Genomic DNA, 25,088 nt, shown 5'->3' on the forward strand with positions numbered 1-25,088 from the left:
ATCTCACAGACCAACTGGGGAAACGCATTCGTACATTCAACCCGGCAGAAAAGCAGTTTTCGGTAGCGGAGCTTCCTGCAGGGATGTATTTTGTAGAATTTGTGACCGAAAAAGGTGAAAAAAGTACGGTAAAATTGGTGAAGGAATAGTGGTGAAGAATCCGGAGAAGTTCCCGGATCACAAACAGGTACTTCTCTTCAAAAATTGCTATCTTTGGTTCAAAGTATACGATCATGAAATTTTCGGTTTGCCTGTTTCTTTTACTGAATTATTATTCCTTTTCACAGCATTCGTATACGGATTCCGTTCAAAATTTACGCAATGAGCACGTTGCTGAATTACTGGATCCTTCGAATCAGATTTTAACTGAAACGGAGATTGCTCAAATTCGTTCACTGGCTTACTTCCCCGTTGATGAACACAAAAAAGTGAACGCAGTTTTTACGGAGGAGAAAGGAAAGAAATTTCAATTACCCACCTCATCCGGGGTAACAAAAACCTACTTGAAATACGGGTTTGTTACCTTTACATGGAAAAATGAAACGGTACGATTGAATGTCTACCAGGATGTCAATCTCGCTAAAAAAGCGGGGTATGAAGATTACCTGCTGATCCCGTTCAAAGATGCTACGAGCGGAAAGGAAACATACGGAGGAGGCCGCTACCTCGACCTGCGAATTCCGAAAACAACCGGTATACAGTTGGACTTCAACCTTGCCTACAACCCGTATTGCGCCTATTCACACCGGTATTCCTGCCCCATTCCGCCATCGGAAAACCACTTAACAATTTCCATGGATGCAGGAGAAAAAACACCGGAAGAACATTAAAATATTCGTGAATATCGTTACCTTTGGAGCATGAGATTTGTCTATCCTGAATTCCTTTGGGCTTTATCGTTACTAAGCGTACCGGTTCTCATTCACTTATTCAGTTTCAGACGTTACAAAACCCTTTATTTTTCAAGCCTGGAATTTGTGCAGCACGTTGAGCAGCAAAACAAATCTGCTCAAAAACTCAAAAACCTGCTGATTCTGATCTGTCGCCTGTTGATGCTCGCCCTGATCATTCTGGCATTTGCACAACCTTATTTCCCTTCGTCGGCGAAAGTTCAAACAGGGTCTGCTCCTGTTTTGAGCATTCACATTGACAATTCCTTTTCCATGACGATGAAAGGTGTAGAAGGTGAATTGCTCTCGGAAGCCACGGAGGCTGCCCGTCAATTGATTCAAAAAGCACCACTCAATACGAGAATCCTGTTGTCGACCAATGCATTGGATGGTGTAGAAGCACGGATTTCGACAAAAGTACAGGCACTCGAACGGTTGGACCAAGTAAAGCCGTCTCCGATGGTAAGAAGTTTTGACGAGGTAATCAAGTGGCAGAAAGATAACCTCAAAAAGAACATACAGGTGGAGAATTTCGGCCAGACACAATTTGTTTACCTCTCCGATTTCCAGAAAAACACGACTCATTTTCAACAATTAGAAGCAGATACTACGGGGAAGTACATTCCCATCCGGTTAGTTTCCCAGGAGCAGGAAAACCTGAGTGTGGACTCTGTGTGGTTTGATTCTCCGTTGCACAAGGCCGGAATCAATACCGAGCTGTCGGTCAAAGTTTCCAATCACGGGCAGACAGACTTGCAGAATGTCCAATTGCAATTTGAATCGGAAGGGCTCAAACGGGATTTGTTTGTTGACATCCCCAAGCATGGTTCTGCTGTTGCAAACGTGTCATTTGCCCCGAAAAAAACAGGTATACAAACAGGAATTGTTCGCGTTGCAGATAAGCAGTTCTTTGCTGATGATGAATTTTTCTTCACTTATACAGTCGCTGAAAAATCATCCGTACTGATTCTGAATGGAACGGATGCCAACAGGAATGTTGCTTCCATCTACCGGCTGGACAATTTTTACGCGGTTACAGAAATCGAGCAGGGAGCATTTACACAGGGAATGCTCCAGGAAATGAACCTCGTTGTGCTCAACGGTGTGAATGAAGTTCCTTCCGGTCTGAGCTCCAACCTGACCGATTACTCAAAAAACGGGGGAACCATTGCCGTTTTTCCGGGTAAATCGATTGATAAGACCTCGTTCAATGCGTTTCTCTCTCAATTGGGAATGCCGTTGATTGCAAAGGAAGTTACTCAATCAACACGAATCAGTAAAATCAATTACAAAGATCCGTTCTTTAAAGGTGTTTTTGAAAAAGAAAAGGAGAATCTGAGTCTTCCGGGGGTGACGAAATTTTACCTCACCAACGAATCCGGTGGTACTGCTGCAATCGGAATTATTCAACTCCAGAACGGAAAACCGTTGTTGTACAGAAATACGTACGACAAACAGGTCTTTTTGTTTACCAGCGTGTTGGCTCCTGATTACGGATCTTTTACTTCTGATATTCTCTTTACGACCGTCTTGTTGAGAATCGGGGAATTGTCGCTAATGAATCCTCCACTTTTTGTGACCATCGGGAAAACGGCGAATTACCCGATCTATCATCCGGTAGAATCCACCACTCCCGTATTTATCAAGGGAGAGCAATTGGAATTCATTCCACCGAAACGGACATCCGGAAACGTCACGTACCTTGACCTGAGCGGAGCGATTGTCACATCCAACCTCACATCAGGGATTTTCAACCTGGATAGCGGTGGGAAAACGCTTGGAAAAATTGCAGTCAACTACGATCGGAGTGAGTCCGTTATCGACACGTGGAGTGAGGGGGAAATAAAAGCCGCTCTTGAACAGGCGGGTATTCTTCACACCACCATTATGAATGTGGACAAAGGAGTCAGTTCTGTTAATTTAAACATTGAGAAACCGTACCCGTATTGGAAGTTTTTTGCTTCTTTTGCGCTGCTGTTTCTGATCGCTGAATTGCTGATACTGAAATTGTGGAAAAATAAAACAGGAAACTGATGAAATTACTGATTAAAAACGTCAAAATTGCAGATCCGTCATCGACCCATTTTAATAAAATTGCAGATGTTTTAATTGAAAACGATACCATCACACGCATTGCTCCTTCTATCCAGGATGATGCAGCGACTGTTGTTGAACATGAACACCTGCACATCTCCCAGGGATGGGTTGACCTAAAAGCACATTTCTGTGATCCGGGGGAAGAACATAAAGAAACCGTTTCCAGCGGACTAAACGCTGCCAGTTTCGGAGGATATACACATGTTGCTGTTCTTCCGGGAACACATCCACCGGTAGATGGTAAAACACAGGTTGAATACCTGCTTCGAAAAGGAGAAAATCATGTGACACAACTGCATCCGATCGGTGCGATTACAGAAGGAATCAAAGGGGAAGGACTTGCAGAAATGTATGACATGTATCAATCCGGTGTTCGTTTGTACTCGGATGACCTCCACCCTGTTTCTTCGGGCATCATGTATCGCGCACTGTTGTACGCTAAAAATTTTGGCGGAAAGATCATTGGTTTTTCCCGTGATTATTCACTGGCCGGAAAAGGGATGGTCAACGAAGGAATCGCCAGCACACGAACAGGATTGAAAGCTGATCCGGCCGTTTCCGAGGTCATTCAAACAGAACGCAATATCCGTTTGCTGGAATATACAGAAGGAATTCTTCATTTAACCGGAATTTCCTGTGCGGAAAGTGTGGAATTAATCCGAAAAGCAAAAAAAGCAGGACTCTCCGTTACTGCGGATGTACATCTGGCCAACCTGTTATACAACGAAGAAGCGGTCCTGGGGTTCGATTCCAATTTTAAATTCATGCCGGTGCTCCGCACAGAAGCGGATCGCATTGCATTGTGGAACGGATTAAAGGACGGAACCATTGACACGGTTGTCTCGGACCACCGTCCGCACGATCAGGAAGAAAAAGATGTAGAGTTCGACCATGCTTCTTTCGGAAATATCCAACTGCAATCTGTATTCGGTGCACTGGGAACGTCCGAAGCATTTGACCTGGCAACAATAATTGATGCTGTCAGTCGCCGTTCACGCAACATCCTGTCGATTGCTGAAACACCTGTTGAAGTTGGAAACAAAGCCGATCTGACCTTGTTTATTCCCGGAAAAAAATGGACCTTTGAAAAGGACCAGGTGATCTCCAAAACCTACAATTCCGACCTGATTGGAAAAGAATTGACCGGATATGTTGCAGGAGTCGTGAATAATGGTAAATTCGCACTAAAAGAGTAGACACGAATGTCTGAAAAGAAAAACTTTCGAAAACAATTCTGGAAAGAGAAAAAAACGGTTGGCGCCATGGCTCCCAGTTCTCGCTTCCTCACCGAAAAAATGTTGCAACACATTGATTTCAAATCCGCTAAAGTAATCATTGAGTTAGGCCCCGGAACCGGTGTCTTCACGGATGAAATCATTTCCCGGATGCGAAACGACGCCACATTGCTGGTCTTTGAAGTCAATGATTCCTTCTTTGAAAACCTGCACAAAAAGGTCAGAGACAAGCGCGTACACCTGATACACGATTCGGCAGAGAAGATTGAAGAATACCTGCAGAAATACGGTTTTGAAAAAGCAGATGTCGTTGTTTCCTCTCTTCCACTGGCGGTGTTCACCCCACAATTGAGAAATAACATCCTGACGGCTTCCGAAAATGCGTTGACAACTTCCGGAAAATACATCCAGTTTCAGTACAGCCTCCAGGCAAAATCATTGCTAAAAAAGCTTTTTAAAGATGTAAAAATAGCTTTTACCCCCTTCAATTTACCTCCTGCATTTGTGTATACGTGTACAAAAAAGAATCCGTTACATTGACAAGTAACCGATTGAATTTCATGTATTCTTTTTTTATGCAAATGATAACTTATTGTCATTTTTTGTATATTTGTTTATTCTTCTTAAAGCTAGAAAATGGAACTTTTGTGTAATGCTGCCGGAAAATCCTTGGTAAAGATTACCAGGTTTTCTTTTCTGTTAGTACTTGTATTACTCTTTTCCTGCAACAGTGAAAAAGAGGGAAACATTGTTATTCCCGATGAGTTAGAAGAATACTATGAATTTCAAGGAGTTGATCTGACAAAATACGACATTCCTGCCACCATTATGCTTCCGGACGAAACAGCGAACATCGGGGCCTCGACCACTCCCGAAGTACAACACCTGGAAAGCGATTTTTACTGGAATATTCACGTAGGACAAAATTTTCATTTGTACATTGAAGATTACGGAGACAATACCAACCTGGTACAAGCCCAAAAGGAAAAACTGGCCAACACACAATTTTACCAGGTAAAGTATTTGGTAGACGAACCTAATTTGATTGTATACGAAGTGACATTAAAAGTTCGGGGGCATGAAAAGGCTTCCAAAAGTGTCGGTGTAAAACACGTTTCTTATCACGTGTACGGTGAACAGGTCATTGACGGTATTCATTACGAACTCAGAAGTCGTGACGAGGGATTCGAACGTCCGATTATCGATCTGATGGCAAAATCCATCCGTTCGTTCAAAGAAAAAACAACCTGATTTTCATCTTAATCTCTTTTTTGCATCGATGTGATTCAAGATGCACACACAAAAGCTATATAGAGAAATAGACGATAAGTATTAGTGGTAAAGAGCATAGCAGCTCACTTCATGAATTGATTAAGTGGTGTACCGTTTATGTACATCCCGGTGTATTTCAATTACCAGGTTTCCTGAGCGATGTGTACAATTCCTTTGAACAGGGAAATGGTTTTATGTTCCTGATTGGTAACCGTTACTTCATAAATTCCCGTTGTCTTGCCCCTGTGTTTTTCAACAGCGACAGCTGTCAGGATGTCTCCTTCTTTTGTCGGGCGAACATGTGAAATAGAGGTTTCGATGCTCACGCATTTATATCCCCTGGAATTGGATGCGAACGCAAGTGCTGAATCGGAAAAAGAATAGCTGATTCCTCCGTGCGTAATGAAAAAACCATTCAACATGTCCGGTTGTACCCGCATCTGAAGTGTACACGTACCTTCGGCAACAGCAACCACCTCAATCTTCATCCATTTACTGAACGCATCATTGTGCATCATTAAATCGACAATTTCACGAGGTGATTTCATAGCTGCTGGTGTGTTATTATGCGTTGATTGAATTAGACAACAATGTAATGACAGCCAGGGTCACAATAAATAATTGCGTTGCCGTCTCATCGTCCAATTCCGTACCGTCGACATCCGGAGTAGAAATTTCCATCGCCATGAACTGTACCAGGTGTGGTTGGTCGGTGTATTCTTCCAGTTCTTCCATATTGTCTGTCTGGAAAAAACTGTCCAACGCGTCAAAAAACGGTTCTTCAAACTCATCCACATCTGTCTCTTTGATTTCTTTCAGCTGTACTCCTTCCTGGTTGAATGCTTCGATCAACAGGCAGAAATAATAAATCAACAATCCCTGAAGGTTGTCGTTTTCGTACTCTTCAGCTGCAGACATCGCATACCCCAACAATACCGGTTGAGAAAGTGCAAAGGTTTCGGCTGTGCGCTCTAATCCGTCTTCATCTAAATTATCTATTTTGCCGATTGCTTTCTCAATACTTGCTAAGGAAATGTGTTTCATGATCTTTTAATTTTCGGCAAAGCTACGGAATTTAATTGAGAAGATTTGAAGATTGAAGTGTTGACATTTTGTCATTTGTTTTGCAATCGCACTTCCAATTCCTCCAATTGAGCCAAAAGCGGACGTTCATCATTGTAAATGATAAAATCAGCATAACGGGCTTTGTCTTCGTCATCCCATTGCTTGGCCATTCTTGCCAACACTTCTTCCCGGGTGCTGTCATCCCGCTGCATGGTTCGTTGAATCCGGGTTTCCTTATCCGCAGTAACCAACACGGTGTAATCAAGTGTTTTATAAGAGCCTGTTTCAATCAAAATAGCTGCTTCATTGAATACAAAGGGAGTCTGTTGTTTATCTGCCCATTGTTTAAAATCAGCTCTCACAACCGGATGTATGATCTGATTGACTTGTTCCCTGATTGTATCATCGGAAAAAATCCGGGATGCCAGCAGGCTTTTATTCAATTCGTTTCCATCAAAGATTTTGTCCCCCAGTAAATCAATCAACCCGCGACGAATATCGGGGTTGGTAGCCGTCAGTCGTTTGGATGCCTGATCGGAATAATATACCGGGTAGCCCATTTTTTCCAGGACACCGCAGACGTATGATTTCCCGGAACCGATTCCTCCTGTTATTCCAACTTTCAGCGGCATTTCAAATCTCCTCTACTTCGATCATGGAGAACGGAAGCTCGACGATTGCCTGGTAATCCTCTCCGGCTTCTTCCATGTCTTCATCATCGGTTTCATAATACCACTGAACCGTCACTTTCGAATTGGCCCGATTGAGTTTTTCAAATTTACGAAACAAGTCCAGGATGCACTTGGAAGAAGAGGTATTAAAATATTCAAGGCGGATTTGTACGGTTGTTTCTTGCTGCGGATGCTCACAGTATTGATCCACCCAATTGTTAATCGGCTGAAAAAAATCAATTGAATTTTCAGGAATGGACCTCCCCCTCAATAAAAGAACACCTGTATTCCCATCAAATTCAACTTCAGGTGTTTTAGCCGAACCTTCAACGACATACTTCTCAAATCCAATCATGATATACCTGCTAATAACTGTTAGACTTTTCGAACGAATATACGGAATTTCCGAAACATTTTAACATTTTTTGACATTTTTCTGGCGGAAGAGAATCAATCCACCAGCTTCATTTTCCGGAGCAGGAACGACGCGTTCATATTTTTACAAACCCCGTCGCGGATTTTGTAGTCGAAATACAATTCTTCTCCTTCAATTGTCGAGTCAAAATATACATTTCTGAATGCTGCGTTTTGACCAGCCAGATCCGTCAGTGAAAGATCATGGGTAGCAATGATTCCCTTTGCACCGATTTTGTTGAGTTTCTGTAAAAAACCTGCCGATCCGATTTCTTTATCTTTACTGTTCGTTCCTTTCAGAATTTCATCCAGAATCACAAACACCTGTTTACCGGATTCAATGGCGTCCATGATAAACCGCAAGCGGGTCAACTCGGCATGAAAGTAAGAGCTTTCAACGGTCAGGTCATCGCTGGTACGCATACTCGAATAGAGCTGCATGTCCGGAATCTTACACGTTTTAGCCAGAACGGGAAAGCCGGCATTCGCTGAAATAATCGCCAGTCCGACACTGCGGAGATATGTACTTTTCCCTGCCATGTTCGGTCCTGTAATAATCAAGAATGCTTCCTCCCGGCGGAGTGTGAAATCGTTGCAAATTTGTTTTTCTGCCGCCACAAAAGGATGTCCCAATGAGTTGATTGCGAAATCCCCGTCCGTATCTTGTTCTGAAAAGCAGGTTGTTCCCCGGTTAAAGCGATAAATAGCGCCGGAGATCCACACTTCGATTTCAGCCATGTATGCTTCCCATACCTCCAGTTCAGTCGCATACTTATCATGCCATTTTTTTGACTTCACCAACAAATGGAAATCCCAGGCGAACAAGTAGTTCAGTAATACTCCCACCAATACATTCATCCGGTATTCAGCACGTTTTCGGATGGTAATCAATTCCTGCAATCCTTGATACATTCCTGTTTTACCAAACAGTAGTTCTTTGTATTTTTTTCCTTCGTCGGACGATAAATCCAGTTGTTGAAATAATTCCAGCTGTTTGTACAACGCATTTATTTTTTCTGAACGGTTGCCAACCAGGTGCATCCATTTATTGGTTTGTTTGAGTCTTGTCCCTACGATTCCCAAAACCAGAAGACCAGTCAGCATCAGTTGAGAAGAAGCCATGAGATTCAGATTGTACAGCACGATGGAAGTGATTGCAATTGCGGGAAGAATCCACCGCAGTATATTAACGGAATTCCCTCCGAACTCAGCGGTTGTCAACGCTTGTAATGTTTGCTGACGTTCTTCATGTTTCAGAAAAACTTTTGATTCCACCACAAATTGCTGTGACCAGGTCATATTGTCTGATAATTCACGCATCATCTGCTGGTTCATCTGCTTGTCTTTTGCTCCGATCGCCAGTGTTTCGGCCAGTCGTTTTGTTCCTGTGGGGAGCACTGTCCGGTTGATGTACTGGAAAACGCTCTTCGGCCCGAACAAATCCATGTCATTCGCGTACGGATGCTGAGCGGACTTAAATTCGCTTCCGTCCGGGAAATCGGACCAATTTCCTTTCAGTAATTTCAATTCGCTTTCATTGAGCGCGATGTACAATTCTTCTTTTTCCTTTTCCAGTTTCGCGTCCAGCCATTTGTTGACCAGGTAAATAAACAATGCTGTTTCTGCCGTCACAACAGCCAGCAACACCGTTCCCCAACCGATCAGGTACCAGCTAAGAACAATCAGTAAGAACGAAAACAGGCGTGCAAACGTATAGAATCGGTGTTTTCGTTTTGCCTGCTCCAAACGCCCGGTGTGCAGTTCAATTTGTTTCGTATAAAAATCTGCCTGATTTCCTGTCATATCAGCGTTGTGTCATTTGCGCAAAATCTTTTGCAAAATAAGTCAGAATACCATCTGCACCTGCCCGTTTGATGCTCAGTAATGTTTCGTATACTGCCGCTTCGTAATTCAGCCATCCGTTTTTCGCCGCAGCATGGATCATCGCACACTCACCACTAACGTTGTAGGCCGTTACCGGAACCGGGAATGTTTCTTTCAGTAAATGAATCACATCCAGGTAACACATGGCCGGTTTTACCATAATCATGTCTGCTCCTTCATTGATATCCAGCTCTGCTTCAATCAACGCTTCCCGTTTATTTGCCGGGTTCATCTGGTATGTTTTTTTATCTCCCGATTTCGGAGCGGAATTCAATGCATCTCTGAACGGTCCGTAAAAAGCACTCGCATACTTCGCCGTATAGGACATAATGGAAACTTCTGTATACCCGTTTGCGTCGAGGTGTTCACGAATGCTTGCGATACGTCCGTCCATCATATCCGACGGTCCGATGATATCAATTCCCGCTTGTGCCTGTGCCAATGACATATTGTTGAGCAGCGGCAAGGTTTCATCGTTAAGAATTTTCCCGTTTTCTACCAACCCGTCATGTCCGTCGGATGAATATGGATCCAATGCCACATCACTCATGAGCATCACTTCCGGAAACCGTTCTTTGATGGCACGAATGGCATGCAGGTAAAAATTATCCGACGACCAGCTATACGTTCCTGTTTTATCTTTCAATGATTCATCAACCGCCGGAAACAGATCGAAAGATCGTACACCGAGTTCAACACACGTTTCAATTTCAGGAAGTAGTTTGTCAACAGACCACCTGTAATTTCCGGGCATCGAAGCGACTTCTTCTTTTATGTTTTTTCCATCTTTCAGGAATACGGGATAAATCAGATTTTCCACACCTAATTTTGTTTCTTCAACCATTGCCCGGATAACGGCAGATTTTCGGTTTCTTCTGGGACGAATATTCATTGTACTTATTTTAGACTACAAAATTAACAACAATTTGTGTTGATAAAAAAAAGACCTGGCATTTTGGTACTGTTCATTTAAAAAACACTACATTAGCCAATAGCATATGAAAACGATATCTTTATGAAAATTACCCACTACTTATGCGGAATTGGTTTATTGACCGGTACATTACTATCCTGTTCCTCAGACCCTCCCAAAAAAGATCACATTACAGTTGAACAGGACGAGAGTGAAAATTCGTTGACCACTAATTTTGATGGAAAAATATTTAGTATTCCATCTCCGATTCTCACCATGTTATTGCTCAAAAAGGTAAACCCGGTATTTCAATCAGAACTTCTGAATCCGTCTTCAAAAGTGGATCGTTATCAAACAGAGCACAAACGTGCGCTGTTATTGGGTGTGTATGGTGCCGATTTAGGATATGCTTCTATTTACAAAGATAAAAAGAACATTCTGGACTACCTGGTTGTCGTAGAGAAATTGACCAATTCATTGGGTCTGGATGCTTCGTTTGACCAACGGTTTATTGACCGGTATCAAAAAAACACAAACAATAGCGACTCGATGTTGTACATTGTATCCGACGCATTTAAAAATGCCGATTTATTTTTGAAAAACGGGCAACGCAAGTCTGTTTCCGCTCTAATTTTGGCAGGGGGGTGGACCGAATCCATGCATTTCGCGACCGCTCTGGCTGAAAAAAAACCTCAGAATCAAGAATTGCTGGAACGGATCGGTGATCAAAAACAAACCCTTGCTACATTGATCGCCTTATTGGAAGAAAATAACAAAGCCTCCTCCAATGATGAATTGATCCGGTACTACAAAGAACTCAGTGTCATTTTTCAGGCGATTAAAGTCAATTATGAATACAATCAACCGGAAACCGATGCAGAGAAGAAAACAACCACGTTGAAACATACCGTTTCATTTGAAATAAACACGGAGACATTAAAAGCCATCACAGAAAAAATAACGGCGATTCGTCAACACATAATTGGTTAATCACAATGAAAAATCGATATCTAACACTTATTTTCACACTATTTGCAGGAATGCTTGCATTTGGTCAGAGCTGCGAAGAAATCGTGCGCAACTGCGAAAAATTATTCCGCGATGAAAAAGGGAAGCAGGTATTCATCTCCGACGGGCAGGTCTATACGGCATTTTTAGATCGCCAGGAAGCAGAGTTTGATTTGACATTCTACGGTGGTACAACCTATCGGATTGCTGTCAGTGCCGGCGACCGGGATGACTATGTTATTTTCACCCTGCGGGATGAAAAGGGGAATGTATTATTTACCAACAAAGATCATAAAAATGCCCGTTACTGGGATTTCAAGGTCCCCAAAACACTATCTGTAAAAATTGAAACAGAACTGGATACCGAGCGGAAAGTGACGGGTTGTGCAGTGATGCTCATCGGCTTCAAGCAATAATCAACTATGAGTGAGCGCATTCTCAACATCCTGATGCAATTATTTGCAATCATTGTAAAGATTAACGGTCATAGTGAGAATGGTTCTTCAGGTGTCAGGAACGCCCACCAGATCATTCGTTCCTTTTTAAAAATCGAGCTGGCCTCCGGAAAAATTGAACACTACATTGTTCTTTTCGATCAATACTCCGAAGCTCTTCGCCCTCCGCGGAAGTCTAAATACAGCGAAGGGAAACGCAATTCCGTTAATTCCGTAAAAGTACTCCGCATCTGCAACGAAATCAACAAAGAACTGACCATTCGTCAGAAATTCATTGTACTCATGCGGATCATGGAGTTAATCCTGCTGGATGAAAATTGTACGGAGCTGGAACTGGCTTTTTTACGCACTGTTGCCGAAACATTCAAGATTGAACCGGAAGAATATTTATTGATCTTTTCGTTGCTGAAAAATGAGATTTCAACCGATCAACCACCTGAAAATTGTTTTATCATTACAGGGGAAGATACCACGGAAGATCGAAAATTCAAACTCAACGGGCTTGATCAACCCATCGTTTGTATCCGGATTCACAACAACAATCTATTGTTTTTTAAGTATTTTGGAAATGATGACGTTTATTTAAACGGCGAATTACTCGATAACAGAAAAGCTTTTTTACTCAACCCGGGAGATTCCATCAACACATCAAAAAGCGATCGCATTTACCAGGCCGATTTACTCAATCGCTTTTTGTCCACCTCCACAACGCAGCGTTTTTTATATAAGGCAACCAACCTCTCGTATCGCTTTCCTTTTGGTGCCGTTGGATTGCAACTTTTTTCCACCACCATCTATTCCGGGCAATTGGTTGGAATTATGGGTGGATCCGGGACGGGAAAATCAACACTGGTTGATTTACTTTCCGGAGCAAAACGTCCACAGACAGGAACCGTCACAATCAATGGGATTGATATTCATCGTTCTCCCAGGGAAATAGAAGGACTGATCGGATACGTTCCACAAGAAGATTTGCTGATAGAGGAACTCACTGTTTTTGAGAACTTATATTACAGTGCACGTTTGGTGTTTGGAGACTTGTCTGAAACTGAAATCCGACGTAAAGTGATTCAAGTATTGGATGATTTGAATCTCTCTTCCGTAAAGCATTTAAAAGTAGGTAGTCCACTCAAAAAAGTCATTTCAGGAGGACAACGTAAACGATTGAACATCGCGTTGGAACTGATTCGAAATCCATCCATCTTGTTTGTGGATGAACCAACCTCGGGGCTTTCTTCCATTGGTTCCCTCAAAATTATGAACATTCTGAAAAACCTTTCGTTGAAAGGAACACTTGTTTTTGTAGTAATTCACCAACCTTCATCTGATGTATTCAAGCTTCTGAACAGGTTAATTCTGCTTGACTATGGCGGTTATCAAATCTTTGATGGCGTTCCTTCCACTGCACTGACCCATTTCAAGAAAGCATTGGAATACGCAAATGCGGATAGTGAAGGGTGTTCTGTCTGCGGAAATGTAAATCCCGATCAAATTTTCGAAATTGTAGAGGCGCAAACAGTCAACGAATTCGGCGTCCCGACAAGGGAACGGAAGCATACTCCGAAGCAATGGCATGAATTGTTTCTCAGGCAAAAACAGGAAGAGGCCAGTGGTGCGGAAGAGCTAAACACAACTAAAAAGGAGCTCCCCGCTCCGCTCAAACTTCCTGGATTAATTCAGCAATTCAGCGTATTTTTTTCACGGGATTTCAAAAGCAAGATTTCCAGTTTTCAATATGTCTTATTGGTACTCGCGGAGGCTCCTGTTCTGGCCCTTATTCTGTCCTCTTTTCTAAAATCATACATTGAAACCGAAGGCTCTTCTTCCTATCTGTATTATTACAATGAAAATATCCCGGTTTATTTATTTGTAAGTATGCTGGTGTCCATTTTTTTAGGGATGACCGTAGCGGCGGAAGAAATAAACAAAGACAAAAAGAACCTCAAGCGGGAACGTTTCCTCAATTTGAACTGGGGAAGTTACTTATATGGAAAAATGGCATTGCTCCTGCTTATTTCCGCCATTCAATCATTCCTGTTTGTTTTGGTGGGGAGCCTTGTATTGCAGATCACCGAGCTTTGGTTTGAAAACTGGCTAATGTTATTTTCCGTCTCCTTTTGGTCCAATTTATTGGGATTGAATGTTTCCCTGCTTTTCAGACAAACCAAATTGATCTACATTGCCATTCCCATTCTGATTATCCCTCAGATTATTTTTAGCGGACTGATTGTCCGATACGACCGCATGAATCCCGTGTTTAGTCACCCGCATAAAGTTCCATGGATAGGAAATCTAATGATCTCCCGATGGGCTTATGAAGGGCTTGCTGTTGAATTTGCATCCGAAAACTCATTCGCTGCAATCACTTTTGACTTGCAACAAAAAGGAAGTGAACTACAATGGAAAAAAGATTACTGGATTCCAAAAATCAGGGAATTAGTAGAACATAAAAAAAATGGAACACTTATTAAAAATGAACTTTCAAAAGAAGAAAACAACTGGGATAACCTCACCTGTGCAAATTGTTTTCAAGGAGATACCCCCAACTCTAAAAACATTGATAAGTTCCTGTCTGTGCTTCATTTGCAGTACACCAATAATTACAACGCGACCATTGATTCGATTGAGATAGTCAAAAAGCGGTTTGGCTTAAAACGCTATGCTGCTTATAGAGAAAAATACGATAATGAAGGATTGGAACGGTTGGTTACAGGACGAGATCGGATTGAAAAAATATATGTTGACCACTCAGACAATCGAATTTATCAACTGGAAGACCCTCTTTATCAATCGAGTGACGGGCTCGGTTTTTTCAATGCTCCTTATTTTATTAAAGAGAAATCGATTGGATCCTATCGAATAGATACCTTCTACGCCAACCTCATCGTCATTTGGCTATTTTCGATGATCTTATATCATTGGTTACATAGTCAGGAGACGAAGAAACGAATACGATTATACATCTATGAAACACTCATGGAATTTCAATTAAGACGGAAGCGTTCCTCCGGACGTAAACGGCTTCGGTAAACAATTATATCCACATTTTTTTGATCAGGCAAGCTATTTATTGCTTCTACTTTCAGGCACTCCGGCTTCATTCTTGTTTCCAACTCCGTTCGGTTCTATTTTTTCTGTGTTAATTTATAAGTCAGAATATTGTCTAAACCAAATCAAAAATGTAAATTTGAACGATTTTTAATTACGGATTTTATTTAAAACTGCAAATATGAGCGTATTGGTTAACAAAAACTCTAAAGTAATTGTTCAAGGATTTACGGGAAGTGAAGGAACATTCCATGCCGGGCAAATGATTGAATACGGAACAAACGTTGTTGGGGGTGTTACTCCGGGAAAAGGAGGTCAAATGCACCTGGATCGACCGGTATTCAACACTGTAAAAGACGCTGTTGAAAAAACAGGGGCTGATGTTTCCATCATTTTTGTTCCACCTGCATTTGCTGCAGATGCGATCATGGAAGCGGCTAACGCGGGAATTAAAGTGATTGTATGTATTACCGAAGGAATTCCTGTTAACGATATGGTGCAGGCAAAAGAATATATCAAAGGATACGATTGCAGACTGATCGGACCAAACTGTCCGGGAGTGATTACCGCAGGTGAAGCGAAAGTCGGAATTATGCCCGGATTCGTTTTCAAAAAAGGAAAAATCGGTATTGTTTCCAAATCAGGAACATTGACATACGAAGCTGCTGACCAGGTAGCGAAAGCAGGATTGGGAATTACAACCGCAATCGGTATCGGTGGTGACCCGATCATCGGGACAACGACACGTGAGGCCGTTGAATTACTGATGAATGATCCTGAAACAGAAGGGATCGTTATGATCGGGGAGATCGGAGGAAACCTGGAAGCAATCGCTGCACGTTGGATCAAAGAAAACGGAACAAAACCTGTCGTTGGATTCATCGCAGGAGAAACTGCTCCGAAAGGACGAACAATGGGGCATGCCGGAGCAATCGTTGGTGGTGCTGACGATACAGCTGAAGCGAAAAAACGCATCATGAGAGAGTGCGGAATCCACGTAGTTGATTCACCTGCTCACATTGGCAAGAAAATGGCTGAAGTAATGGGCGTAACAGCTTAATTCATTCAATAAAAACACTTTTGAAAATGCCCGTCAGTTGTTTGGCGGGCTTTTTTATTATCCGACACCACATGAACGACCTGGTATACCTCAACATGTTTCGGGATGCTGCTATGAGGCCGATGGTCTTGCAATATTTTATGGAACGAAAGTACGGTGTGGAAACGCTGCTCAAATACGCTGCGTCGAAGGAAGCTTATCCCCTTCCTGATTACGCATCCTGGGTGATTACACACCTCGTAAAAAATTTCCCGGGCCAAATGGGCGACTATCAGCCGCAACTCATCGACGCTTTTTTGATTTCGGACAACCAGACTGTGCTCCGAAATCTCGCTGTGGGATTCATTCTGCTTCCCTTAATTGATTACCGTGAAGGCGAATTATACGACGCACTGATTCGTCACCTGATGACACCCGATGACAAAGTGGCTTTGCATGTAAACTGCATTTATAAATTGATTCAGTTTGCTCAGAAATACCCGGAATTAATCCACGAAATACAACCTGTTATCGAAATCCGGACAGAGCAAAACAAACAGGCATCGCTGTCCGCTGCAGGTAAAAAATTCAGTAAGGCGATTAACAGAATAAACCGGGTTAAATAGCTTCCTGTGCCTGGTTTACTTCACGCACTACCTTTTCGTACAATTCTTCGTACATTGGCAGTATTGCAGAAAGTTCAAATTCTTCCGAACGTTTCTTCGCATTTAACTTGAATTGTGCCAGTATTTCATCCGATTCCAGCATGGAAATGGCATTTTTCGCCATGTCCTCCACATCCCCTACATTGGAAAGGTATCCACTAAACCCATGTTGATTGACCTCCGGAATCCCGCCTGTATTGGATGAAATAACCGGTACACCAACGGCCATTGCTTCCAGGGCCGCCAATCCGAAACTTTCTGTTTCAGAAGGCAATAAAAATGCGTCGCACATCTCCAGCACTCGTTCCGTCCCGACAATTTTCCCTGTAAAAATAACCCGGTCTTCAATTCCCAAGGCACGACAAGTCCGTTCCGCTAATAAACGATCCGGGCCGTCTCCAACTAATAACAGCTTAGAAGGAACTTTTTCGTTAACCAGTTGGAACACTTTTACCACATCCTCAACCCGTTTTACAGGGCGGAAATTAGAAATATGACACAATATTTTTTCTTGCTGTGTCGCATATTTACTGCGCTGGCACGGAGATAAGTATTCTTTATTCGCCGGTGGAACAAAATTCGGAATCACATGAATTTCGCGGTTGGTATTGAAATGTTCATAGGTTGATTTTTTCAAGCTTTCAGAAACAGCTGTGACTGCATTTGATTCATTCAGGCAGAACGTAATAACAGGTTCAAATGAAGGATCTTTTCCAACCAATGTAATATCTGTTCCGTGCAATGTGGTAATGAACGGAATTTCTATGCCTTGTGATTTTAATATCTGTGTTGCCATGAAAGCAGCGGACGCATGCGGTATGGCATAATGAACATGCAACAAATCCAGCTTTTCGTGTTTTACGACATCTACGATTTTACTTGCCAATTGAATTTCATACGGCTGGTAATCAAATAACGGATAGTCACTCAGGGCAACTTCGTGGTAAAAAATATTCTCACGAAAACTTCCCAGGCGGACAGGTTGTGCATACGTAATGAAATGAATCTCGTGTCCTTTCTGTGCCAGGGCTTTTCCCAACTCTGTTGCAACTACCCCACTCCCGCCAAATGTGGGATATAAAACCATTCCTACCTTCATGAACAACCGTTTTTTTGTTTAATAATGACCGAACAAAGTTAACGAAACATATCCATTCCCGGTTTCAATAGCGATCGTATTCTTGTTATCTTGATGTTAAAAAAAACTCCTTTTAAGCAGGTTTTTGCCCTCTGACCATCCGGTCTTTTTCTTGTAAATCCTGTTTCAGTTCTACCTGTTCAAACCCATATTTTTTGAGCAATTCAACCATTTCAGCTCCGTATTGTTCATTGATTTCGAAGTACAACCATCCTCCCGGTTTCAATGCGCGGGAGGCAAAAGAAGTAATCGTATCGTAGAAAATCAACGGGGAATCATCACTGACGAACAAGGCGATATGAGGTTCGTGTTCCAGCACATGTTCTTGTATTCCTGTCTTCTCATTCTCTTTCACATACGGAGGATTGGAAACAATAATATCCATGGTGTTTTCTTCTGTTTCCGGATCCCGCGACAAAATATCCCATTGTTCAAAACGGACATCTAACTGATTCAATGCCGCATTCTCAACCGACAAGGAAAGGGCCGCCTGCGATACATCTATCCCTGTAACAGCTGCCTGTGGAAATTGCTGCTTTAATGCAAGGGCAATGCAACCGCTCCCGGAGCACACATCTACAATTTTTTGCATATCGGCATATTGCGATTTAACGATCCAATCCACCAACTCCTCTGTCTCCGGGCGCGGGATCAGCGCACGTGCATCTGTTTTAAGAATCAAACCGTAAAACTCAGTCTCCCCGTGTATGTATTGAAATGGTTCGTGATTGAGCAATCGCTTTACAACTGACCGGAAAAACAACAAGTCAGACTCACTCATGCGAATCTGATCCGACAACAGCAAATCTGCCGGGGTTATATGGAGTCGTTTTTCAGCACACAACTGAAACATCATTCTGATCTCACGATCTGAAAAAACGGGTTTTAACCGGTCATTGAAATAATGCTTAACCGATTTTAAGGAGTTATCCGCAACAAACATTTTTAGTTCTTTCTACCAAAATAATAGGTATATCCGAGTCCAAAGGTAATGATTTGTGATGATTTTGAATATTCCTTCGGCTCCCACCCCCCGCTCATTTGCGTCCCCAATTGGTGTGGTGTGAATATGAACCCCTGGAAAGTATACCCGATGGTCAGACGATAGGAAGAATGTTCTGTTGCACTCAAAATAAATCCGACTGTAGGCTCTACAAATCCGGAATCAAAACGGTAGGCTCCACCGCGGATTTTGTCGTTCAGGTCGGTATCGAGAATGTGCCAGTTATATCCCACTTTCACGGAAAAATCCATGGCAAAACGCGTTGTATAAAATTTTTCGTACCCGAATTTCAGAAAGCCACCCAGGGAATGCATCACCCCATCCAACGGTTCCGGTGTTCTGAATTCATTGACGGCATAATGGATGTAGCGGAATCCTGCTCCGAACACAATTGAATTGGGCAGGGAATACTGGTAATACGGATTCACATCTACAATTCCCCGCATGATGCTCTCAAACGGTTTGTTAACGGTTGCGTTCGGCAAACCCGCGACCAGGTTGAAGGTATGCTTCGGTGTAATTTCACCCACAGGTTCATACGAATTGTCTACAATGATCCCGACTCCTTCATCCTGGGAAAAAGCGCACTGACAAGTTAGTGCTCCCGCTATTAACATATTTCTGAACATCTTCATATCGCTAATCTATAAAAAAAACGTTATAAACAAAGAAAAGTTGTGTCTCATCCGTATGTTTTACCTTCAAAATTGTCACCTGCATTTCACAATTTGTAATTATTTTTGCACCATGGCAAAGCAATCATACATTGAGATCAAAGGTGCACGTGTTCACAACCTCAAAAACCTAAATGTAAACATCCCACACGGGAAATTTACCGTTATTACCGGGCTGTCCGGATCGGGGAAATCGTCACTGGCATTTGACACATTGTATGCAGAAGGCCAACGCCGGTACATTGAAAGTTTATCTTCTTATGCCCGCCAGTTTTTGGGAAAACTGGATAAGCCGGAAACGGATTACATCAAAGGGATCGCTCCGGCAATTGCGATTGAACAAAAAGTCATTTCCAACAACCCGCGTTCAACAGTCGGGACGACAACGGAAATCTACGATTACCTCAAATTATTATTCGCACGGGTCGGAAAAACCTATTCTCCTGTCAGCGGAAAGGAAGTAAAACGGCATTCAGTAACGGACGTAATTAATTTCCTGAAGGAATTACCGGATAATGAACGCATCCTGATTCTTTGCCCGATTCCGAACATGCAGACTTACGGTATTCAGGAACAATTTAAAATACTGATACAACAGGGATTTTCCCGCATTTTTCTGAACGGAGAATTGCTGGAGATCGCTGAAATTGCGGATGCACCACCTGCCGGAAGTGAATCAGCCCGATTAATCATTGACAGGGCTACTGCCGACACGTCAAGTGAAGAAGCGACCGGACGTCTGGGAGATTCTGTACACCTGGCCTTTACAGAAGGAAACGGTGAATGCAGTATCTATACGATGAGTGACAAGAAGGAACATCCGTTCTCTATCCGTTTTGAATTAGACGGAATGGAGTTCCAGGTTCCCAACGAGCATTTCTTTACATTCAACAACCCGTTCGGTGCGTGTAAAACGTGCGAAGGATACGGGCAAATCATCGGAATTGATGAAGATTTGGTGATTCCGAATAAAAACCTGAGTGTGTACGATGGTGCCATTTTACCGTGGAAAGGAGAAACCATGAGTGAATACGCAAATCAACTGATTTACAGCGCATCGAAGTTTGACTTCCCGGTTCACCGGCCAGTCAAAGATCTGACTCCCGAGCAATATAAGTTACTGTGGAAAGGAAACAAGCACTTCATGGGGCTGGACGAGTTTTTCAACTTCCTGGAAACGCAAACCTATAAGATTCAATACCGGGTGATGCTGTCGCGTTACCGCGGAAAAACATACTGCCCGGAATGTCATGGCACACGCTTGCGCGGGGATGCCAACTATGTAAAAGTAAACGGAAAATCCATTACGGATATCGTGCTGACTCCTATTGACCAGGTATTGCCGTTTTTTCAGCAACTGGATTTAGGAGAATATGATAAACAGGTTTCCAAGCGGATTTTACCTGAGATTACCAATCGGTTAGACTTCCTGTGTAATGTCGGCCTGGGATATCTGACATTGAATCGCCAGTCGAATTCACTATCGGGTGGAGAGTCGCAACGCATCAACCTGGCCACTTCTCTGGGAAGTAGTCTTGTCGGATCAATGTACATCCTTGACGAGCCTTCGATCGGGCTCCATCCAAGGGATACAGAGCGATTGATCACCGTATTGCACCGTCTGCGCGATTTAGGAAATACCGTAATCGTGGTGGAACACGAAGAAGACATCATGCGTGCCGCGGATGAAATTCTGGATATTGGCCCGATGGCAGGTGTGTACGGCGGTGAAGTTGTTTTCCAGGGTACACACGACGACTTAGTGAAAGCGAACAGCATCACTGCTGATTACCTGACAGGAAAACGCCGGATTCCGGTTCCGCAACTGCGCAGAAAACAAAAAAACATATTGAAATTTTCCGGGGTACGGAAGCATAACCTGCATGACGTGGAAGTAACAATTCCGCTGAATAATCTGGTATGTATTACCGGGGTGAGCGGATCCGGAAAATCGACACTGATTAAGGACATCGTTTACCCGGCTGTTCGCAATAAGCTGGGAGAAATTTCATTGGCCACCCAGCAATTTGAAACGGAGGGTGACTGGAAAATGATCAAAGCGGTGGAATTGGTGGACCAGAATCCGATCGGAAAGTCATCGCGGAGCAACCCGGTCACTTATGTGAAAGCGTTTGATGAAATCCGTGAGTTATTTGCCAGTCAGCCGCTTGCGAAAACAAGGGGTTACAAACCCGGTTTTTTTAGCTTCAATGTGGAAGGTGGACGCTGTGAAATGTGTGAAGGAGAGGGTAAAATTACCGTCGGAATGCAATTCATGGCCGATATTCACCTGACGTGTGAAGCGTGTAACGGAACCCGCTACAAAGCGGAAACGCTGGAAGTCGAATACCGTGGAGTCAACATTTCCCAGCTACTGGAAATGGACATTGAGAATGCATTGGTATTTTTCAAAGAAAAGAACGGAAAGCTGGAAGAAAAAATCGTTGAGAAAATTCAACCGTTGTTTGATGTTGGTCTGGGGTATTTGAAACTGGGACAATCATCCAGTACGATGAGCGGCGGAGAAGCACAACGCATCAAACTCGCTTCATTCTTATCAAAAGGCAGTAAAGTACCATCTACCTTGTTTATTTTTGATGAACCGACAACCGGATTGCATTTTCACGATATCGATAAGTTGATTATCGCATTCAATCGCCTGGTAGATGCGGGACACTCCATTATCGTAATCGAACACAACGGGGAAGTGATCAAGTGTGCGGACTGGGTGATCGACCTGGGACCGGAAGGTGGTGTCAACGGAGGGCAAGTTGTGTTTACAGGTACTCCGGAAGAGTTGGTTCAATGTAAGCAAAGTTATACGGGGCAGCATTTGCGCTTGTAAGTTGCGGAATTTGCATAAGTGATTGAAAAAATGTTGGGATTCCTTCTTATTTTCTTTTGGCTTTGATCCAAAAGAAACAAAAGATCAAGGTAAAAAAATGCTACCCTCCACTCTCTGACCGACTCTTGAAATTTAGTTGGAGTAATTCTTCTTGCAGAAGAAAACGATAAACGCCTTCAACAAATTTACTACGTGTCGGCCATTTACGCCATCGCTTCCCGCTTTTTTACCTCCCAAACACGCTTTTCTAATTCGTCTTTGAGGATGTTGTTTTTCTATCCATGATTAAACTGTCATTAGTTAGGGATAAAGTAAGTATACTTGTAATGCAGTTGTAAGTTGTGGGGATTGTGTAAGTGATGGAAACTGCATAAAATGTTGGGATTTATTTGTATTTTTCTTTTGGCTTGATCCAAAAGAAACAAAAGATCAAGGTAAAAAAATGCTACCCTCCACTCTCTGACCGACTCTTGAAATTTAGTTGGAGTAATTCTTCTTGCAGAAGAAAACGATAAACGCCTTCAACAAATTTACTACGTGTCGGCCATTTACGCCATCGCTTCCCGCTTTTTTACCTCCCAAACACGCTTTTCTAATTCGTCTTTGAGGATGTTTCTTTATATAACCTATTAAAAACAAGCGCTTAAACTCAAAATAGCATCTTTATTTAATGCGTGGGATTTGCGTGAGTGATGGAAGCGGCATCCTCCGGATTTGTCCGGAGATACAGCGGACAGCACGACCCGAAGCAATGAGGGACACGCCCTGAAACACTTGTTCCGTGAGATTTTACTTATTTTCGTAGAAATTCTTCTTTCATGTTGCGCATTCTTCTGTTGCTGTTGGTACCACTGACAGGTTTTTCACAATTTACATTCGAGGATACTTTAAAAGGTAGTATGACACCTGAGCGTTCCTGGTGGGACGTACAGCATTACGCCATTGTTTTACGCGATGTGAACGCTGTTACGAAATCCATCAAAGGAACGGTTACCATTGATTTTAAAGTCGTGGAAGCAGGAAAGCACATTCTACAGATCGATCTCCAACATCCCCTGGTCATTGACAGCGCGACAACCAACAGAAACGGAACGGATGAACAATTATCATTCAAACGCATCACATCCAACGTTTACCATCTTGCATTTCCTGTGGATATTGATCCAATGACTTATGGCAACGTAACGATTCACTACAGCGGAACGCCTGTAGAAGCGAAAAATGCTCCCTGGGACGGTGGAGTTGTATGGACAACCGATAAAAGCGGCAATCCGTTCATCGTAACTGCTTGTCAGGGAATCGGAGCCAGTGCCTGGTGGCCGTGTAAAGATCATGGAGCGGACGAACCGGATGCCGGAGCCCTGATTTCTGTTACAACACCGTCCCAATTGATGAACATTTCCAATGGTCAGTTGATTGAGAACAGGTTGAAGAACGACACACGCACAACTGTATGGGAGGTGAAAAATCCGATTAATATTTACGGGATTAACTTCAATATCGGGAATTATACCTCCTGGGATTCTATTTACATAGGAGAAAAAGGAGAACTGAACATGCAATTTTATGTGTTGCGGGAAAACCTTGCGAAGTCTAAACTGCAATTCCGGGACGCATTTCGCATGATGAAAGCATTTGAATACTGGTTTGGCCCGTATCCGTTTTACGAGGACGGTTACAAACTTGTGGAAGTTCCTTATTTGGGTATGGAACACCAAAGTTCTGTAACATACGGAAATGGATACAAGAACGGGTATAAAGGAACTGATTTGTCAGCTACCGGATGGGGGTTGAAATGGGATTTTATCATTGTACATGAAAGCGGCCACGAATGGTTTGCAAATAATATCACTTGCGAAGACAATGCGGATATGTGGATTCACGAAAGCTTCACCACGTATTCAGAGGGACTTTTTACAGAATTTTATTACGGAAAAGATGCCGGAGCCAACTACCTTCGGGGAATCAGGAAGAATATTCTCAATGACCGTCCGATTATCGGAGAATATGGTGTCAATCATCCCGGATCGTACGATATGTACTACAAAGGAGCCAATATGCTCCATACACTTCGCCAGGTGGTAAACAATGATGAACAATGGCGGCAGTTGCTGCGGGAACTAAACGTGGATTTTTATCATCAGACAGTTACTACAGCTGACGTGGAACGTTACATCGGTTCATTTTTAAAAATGGATCTCTCTGCTTTCTTTGATCAGTACCTGCGTACCACAAAGGTTCCGCAACTGGAAACAATTAGAAAAGGGAATAAGATTCGGTATCGTTGGAGCAACTGTGTAGAAGGATTCCGCATGCCCGTAGATGTGAATACAGAAAAAGGGCGGATTCGTCTGTATCCGACCAAAGTCACGCAAATTATCAAGGTGAAGAACATCCTGATAGATGAAAACTACTATGTTAAACAAGTTCAACAGTAGTTTTTAAAACAGTTCTTTTTTAATCGGTTGGTATTTCTACCACAGATGCACGAATAAAAAAGGACGAACAACGGAAAGAATGACACGAATGAACTGTCAATAGGTAATCGGTGTATCTGTGGTTATGGAACAAAAGACAACTCGTCCTAAAACAGTTTCAACAGACTTAAACATTTGTGTAAACTCATTCAATACTATTTAATCATCCAACTTTCAGAACCGTGCCTTTTAAAATTATTCAATTTCTTGGTATTCACTTTACCATTTCCGGTTGTTGAACCGAAAATTTGTATATTAGCCGGGATGTAGTCATTGCATGTGCAAGCTACACGAA

At 42.7% G+C, this 25,088-nt stretch carries 22 protein-coding genes; 13 read left to right on the plus strand and 9 right to left on the minus strand.

The window, feature by feature from the left end; all coding sequences use genetic code 11:
* The first annotated feature begins 14 nt into the window (after positions 1-14).
* The 6 genes from H9Y05_RS16610 to H9Y05_RS12980 all read left to right on the plus strand — a co-directional run bounded on the left by H9Y05_RS16610 (position 15) and on the right by H9Y05_RS12980 (position 5,473).
* A complete protein-coding gene (locus H9Y05_RS16610; RefSeq protein ID WP_394366347.1) occupies positions 15-149 on the plus strand; it encodes a T9SS type A sorting domain-containing protein in 135 nt (44 codons plus the stop codon).
* Positions 150-233: 84 nt separating this feature from the next.
* Complete coding sequence (locus H9Y05_RS12960) at positions 234-830, plus strand: DUF1684 domain-containing protein (RefSeq protein WP_216714537.1); 597 nt, start codon at positions 234-236, stop codon at positions 828-830.
* A gap of 30 nt (positions 831-860) precedes the next feature.
* Positions 861-2,924, plus strand: coding sequence for a BatA domain-containing protein (locus tag H9Y05_RS12965; protein WP_163492207.1), 2,064 nt, complete (start codon positions 861-863; stop codon positions 2,922-2,924).
* A complete protein-coding gene (locus H9Y05_RS12970) occupies positions 2,924-4,183 on the plus strand; it encodes a dihydroorotase (protein WP_163492206.1) in 1,260 nt (419 codons plus the stop codon). Before H9Y05_RS12965 ends, H9Y05_RS12970 begins: the two co-directional genes overlap by 1 nt.
* A gap of 6 nt (positions 4,184-4,189) precedes the next feature.
* The gene (locus H9Y05_RS12975) at positions 4,190-4,762 is read left to right on the plus strand and encodes a class I SAM-dependent methyltransferase (RefSeq protein WP_163492205.1); all 573 of its coding nucleotides are present in this window, start codon (positions 4,190-4,192) and stop codon (positions 4,760-4,762) included.
* 96 nt (positions 4,763-4,858) lie between these two features.
* Positions 4,859-5,473: a hypothetical protein gene (locus H9Y05_RS12980; protein ID WP_163492204.1), complete on the plus strand. Its 615-nt coding sequence runs from the start codon at positions 4,859-4,861 to the stop codon at positions 5,471-5,473.
* 161 nt (positions 5,474-5,634) lie between these two features.
* On the opposite strand, the gene H9Y05_RS12985 is transcribed toward H9Y05_RS12980, so the two are convergent.
* The 6 genes from H9Y05_RS12985 to hemB form a co-directional block, all read right to left on the minus strand.
* The gene (locus H9Y05_RS12985; RefSeq protein WP_216714538.1) at positions 5,635-6,042 is read right to left on the minus strand and encodes a hotdog fold thioesterase; all 408 of its coding nucleotides are present in this window, start codon (positions 6,040-6,042) and stop codon (positions 5,635-5,637) included.
* 16 nt (positions 6,043-6,058) lie between these two features.
* Positions 6,059-6,538, minus strand: coding sequence for a hypothetical protein (locus tag H9Y05_RS12990; RefSeq protein ID WP_163492202.1), 480 nt, complete (start codon positions 6,536-6,538; stop codon positions 6,059-6,061).
* Positions 6,539-6,609: 71 nt separating this feature from the next.
* On the minus strand, positions 6,610-7,191 hold the full coding sequence (coaE, locus tag H9Y05_RS12995; protein WP_163492201.1) for a dephospho-CoA kinase: 582 nt from the start codon (positions 7,189-7,191) through the stop codon (positions 6,610-6,612).
* A 1-nt stretch (position 7,192) separates the two neighbouring features.
* Positions 7,193-7,585 carry a DUF1987 domain-containing protein gene (locus H9Y05_RS13000; RefSeq protein ID WP_163492200.1) on the minus strand — a complete coding sequence of 131 codons (393 nt, stop codon included), beginning with the start codon at positions 7,583-7,585 and terminating at the stop codon, positions 7,193-7,195.
* Between the two features lie 95 nt (positions 7,586-7,680).
* Positions 7,681-9,447, minus strand: a complete 1,767-nt coding sequence (locus H9Y05_RS13005) for a MutS-related protein (RefSeq protein WP_216714539.1) — start codon at positions 9,445-9,447, stop codon at positions 7,681-7,683.
* Between the two features lies 1 nt (position 9,448).
* Positions 9,449-10,420, minus strand: a complete 972-nt coding sequence (gene hemB, locus H9Y05_RS13010) for a porphobilinogen synthase (RefSeq protein WP_163492198.1) — start codon at positions 10,418-10,420, stop codon at positions 9,449-9,451.
* A 123-nt stretch (positions 10,421-10,543) separates the two neighbouring features.
* Between hemB and H9Y05_RS13015 the strand changes: the two genes are divergently transcribed.
* The 5 genes from H9Y05_RS13015 (at position 10,544) to H9Y05_RS13035 (ending at position 16,617) form a co-directional block, all read left to right on the plus strand.
* Positions 10,544-11,431: a hypothetical protein gene (locus tag H9Y05_RS13015; RefSeq protein ID WP_163492197.1), complete on the plus strand. Its 888-nt coding sequence runs from the start codon at positions 10,544-10,546 to the stop codon at positions 11,429-11,431.
* Between the two features lie 5 nt (positions 11,432-11,436).
* Positions 11,437-11,865 (plus strand): hypothetical protein, encoded by a 429-nt coding sequence (locus H9Y05_RS13020; RefSeq protein ID WP_163492196.1) that lies wholly within the window; start codon positions 11,437-11,439, stop codon positions 11,863-11,865.
* A 6-nt stretch (positions 11,866-11,871) separates the two neighbouring features.
* On the plus strand, positions 11,872-14,934 hold the full coding sequence (locus H9Y05_RS13025; protein ID WP_216714540.1) for an ATP-binding cassette domain-containing protein: 3,063 nt from the start codon (positions 11,872-11,874) through the stop codon (positions 14,932-14,934).
* 199 nt (positions 14,935-15,133) lie between these two features.
* Positions 15,134-16,012, plus strand: a complete 879-nt coding sequence (sucD, locus tag H9Y05_RS13030; RefSeq protein WP_163492194.1) for a succinate--CoA ligase subunit alpha — start codon at positions 15,134-15,136, stop codon at positions 16,010-16,012.
* A 26-nt stretch (positions 16,013-16,038) separates the two neighbouring features.
* Positions 16,039-16,617 (plus strand): hypothetical protein, encoded by a 579-nt coding sequence (locus H9Y05_RS13035; RefSeq protein ID WP_216714541.1) that lies wholly within the window; start codon positions 16,039-16,041, stop codon positions 16,615-16,617.
* Here the strand turns inward: H9Y05_RS13035 and bshA are convergent.
* From bshA to H9Y05_RS13050, 3 genes are all read right to left on the minus strand, one after another.
* Positions 16,610-17,755, minus strand: a complete 1,146-nt coding sequence (gene bshA, locus H9Y05_RS13040; RefSeq protein WP_163492192.1) for an N-acetyl-alpha-D-glucosaminyl L-malate synthase BshA — start codon at positions 17,753-17,755, stop codon at positions 16,610-16,612. The genes H9Y05_RS13035 and bshA overlap by 8 nt on opposite strands.
* Positions 17,756-17,867: 112 nt before the next feature.
* The gene (gene prmC / locus H9Y05_RS13045) at positions 17,868-18,737 is read right to left on the minus strand and encodes a peptide chain release factor N(5)-glutamine methyltransferase (protein WP_216714542.1); all 870 of its coding nucleotides are present in this window, start codon (positions 18,735-18,737) and stop codon (positions 17,868-17,870) included.
* Positions 18,738-18,739: 2 nt separating this feature from the next.
* Positions 18,740-19,432 (minus strand): hypothetical protein, encoded by a 693-nt coding sequence (locus tag H9Y05_RS13050; RefSeq protein ID WP_163492190.1) that lies wholly within the window; start codon positions 19,430-19,432, stop codon positions 18,740-18,742.
* A 112-nt stretch (positions 19,433-19,544) separates the two neighbouring features.
* On the opposite strand from H9Y05_RS13050, the gene uvrA reads away from it, so the two are divergent.
* Complete coding sequence (gene uvrA / locus H9Y05_RS13055) at positions 19,545-22,316, plus strand: excinuclease ABC subunit UvrA (protein ID WP_216714543.1); 2,772 nt, start codon at positions 19,545-19,547, stop codon at positions 22,314-22,316.
* Positions 22,317-23,134: 818 nt separating this feature from the next.
* The gene (locus H9Y05_RS13060) at positions 23,135-24,754 is read left to right on the plus strand and encodes a M1 family metallopeptidase (protein ID WP_216714544.1); all 1,620 of its coding nucleotides are present in this window, start codon (positions 23,135-23,137) and stop codon (positions 24,752-24,754) included.
* Positions 24,755-25,088: the final 334 nt, after the last annotated feature.

The sequence above is a fragment of the Taishania pollutisoli genome (assembly GCF_014518315.1).
GTDB lineage: Bacteria > Bacteroidota > Bacteroidia > Flavobacteriales_D > Crocinitomicaceae > Taishania > Taishania pollutisoli.

Coding starts and splice junctions, on each gene's coding strand:
- H9Y05_RS13060 (WP_216714544.1), top strand. CDS start 23,135: ATGTTGCGCATTCTTCTGTTGCTGTTGGTACCACTGACAGGTTTTTCA.
- H9Y05_RS13015 (WP_163492197.1), top strand. CDS start 10,544: ATGAAAATTACCCACTACTTATGCGGAATTGGTTTATTGACCGGTACA.
- H9Y05_RS13020 (WP_163492196.1), top strand. CDS start 11,437: ATGAAAAATCGATATCTAACACTTATTTTCACACTATTTGCAGGAATG.
- coaE (WP_163492201.1), bottom strand. CDS start 7,191: ATGCCGCTGAAAGTTGGAATAACAGGAGGAATCGGTTCCGGGAAATCA.
- H9Y05_RS12970 (WP_163492206.1), top strand. CDS start 2,924: ATGAAATTACTGATTAAAAACGTCAAAATTGCAGATCCGTCATCGACC.
- hemB (WP_163492198.1), bottom strand. CDS start 10,420: ATGAATATTCGTCCCAGAAGAAACCGAAAATCTGCCGTTATCCGGGCA.
- H9Y05_RS13035 (WP_216714541.1), top strand. CDS start 16,039: ATGCCCGTCAGTTGTTTGGCGGGCTTTTTTATTATCCGACACCACATG.
- H9Y05_RS12985 (WP_216714538.1), bottom strand. CDS start 6,042: ATGAAATCACCTCGTGAAATTGTCGATTTAATGATGCACAATGATGCG.
- H9Y05_RS12975 (WP_163492205.1), top strand. CDS start 4,190: ATGTCTGAAAAGAAAAACTTTCGAAAACAATTCTGGAAAGAGAAAAAA.
- prmC (WP_216714542.1), bottom strand. CDS start 18,737: ATGTTTGTTGCGGATAACTCCTTAAAATCGGTTAAGCATTATTTCAAT.
- H9Y05_RS13005 (WP_216714539.1), bottom strand. CDS start 9,447: ATGACAGGAAATCAGGCAGATTTTTATACGAAACAAATTGAACTGCAC.
- H9Y05_RS13000 (WP_163492200.1), bottom strand. CDS start 7,585: ATGATTGGATTTGAGAAGTATGTCGTTGAAGGTTCGGCTAAAACACCT.
- H9Y05_RS12960 (WP_216714537.1), top strand. CDS start 234: ATGAAATTTTCGGTTTGCCTGTTTCTTTTACTGAATTATTATTCCTTT.
- H9Y05_RS12980 (WP_163492204.1), top strand. CDS start 4,859: ATGGAACTTTTGTGTAATGCTGCCGGAAAATCCTTGGTAAAGATTACC.
- sucD (WP_163492194.1), top strand. CDS start 15,134: ATGAGCGTATTGGTTAACAAAAACTCTAAAGTAATTGTTCAAGGATTT.
- uvrA (WP_216714543.1), top strand. CDS start 19,545: ATGGCAAAGCAATCATACATTGAGATCAAAGGTGCACGTGTTCACAAC.
- H9Y05_RS12965 (WP_163492207.1), top strand. CDS start 861: ATGAGATTTGTCTATCCTGAATTCCTTTGGGCTTTATCGTTACTAAGC.
- H9Y05_RS12990 (WP_163492202.1), bottom strand. CDS start 6,538: ATGAAACACATTTCCTTAGCAAGTATTGAGAAAGCAATCGGCAAAATA.
- bshA (WP_163492192.1), bottom strand. CDS start 17,755: ATGAAGGTAGGAATGGTTTTATATCCCACATTTGGCGGGAGTGGGGTA.
- H9Y05_RS13050 (WP_163492190.1), bottom strand. CDS start 19,432: ATGAAGATGTTCAGAAATATGTTAATAGCGGGAGCACTAACTTGTCAG.
- H9Y05_RS13025 (WP_216714540.1), top strand. CDS start 11,872: ATGAGTGAGCGCATTCTCAACATCCTGATGCAATTATTTGCAATCATT.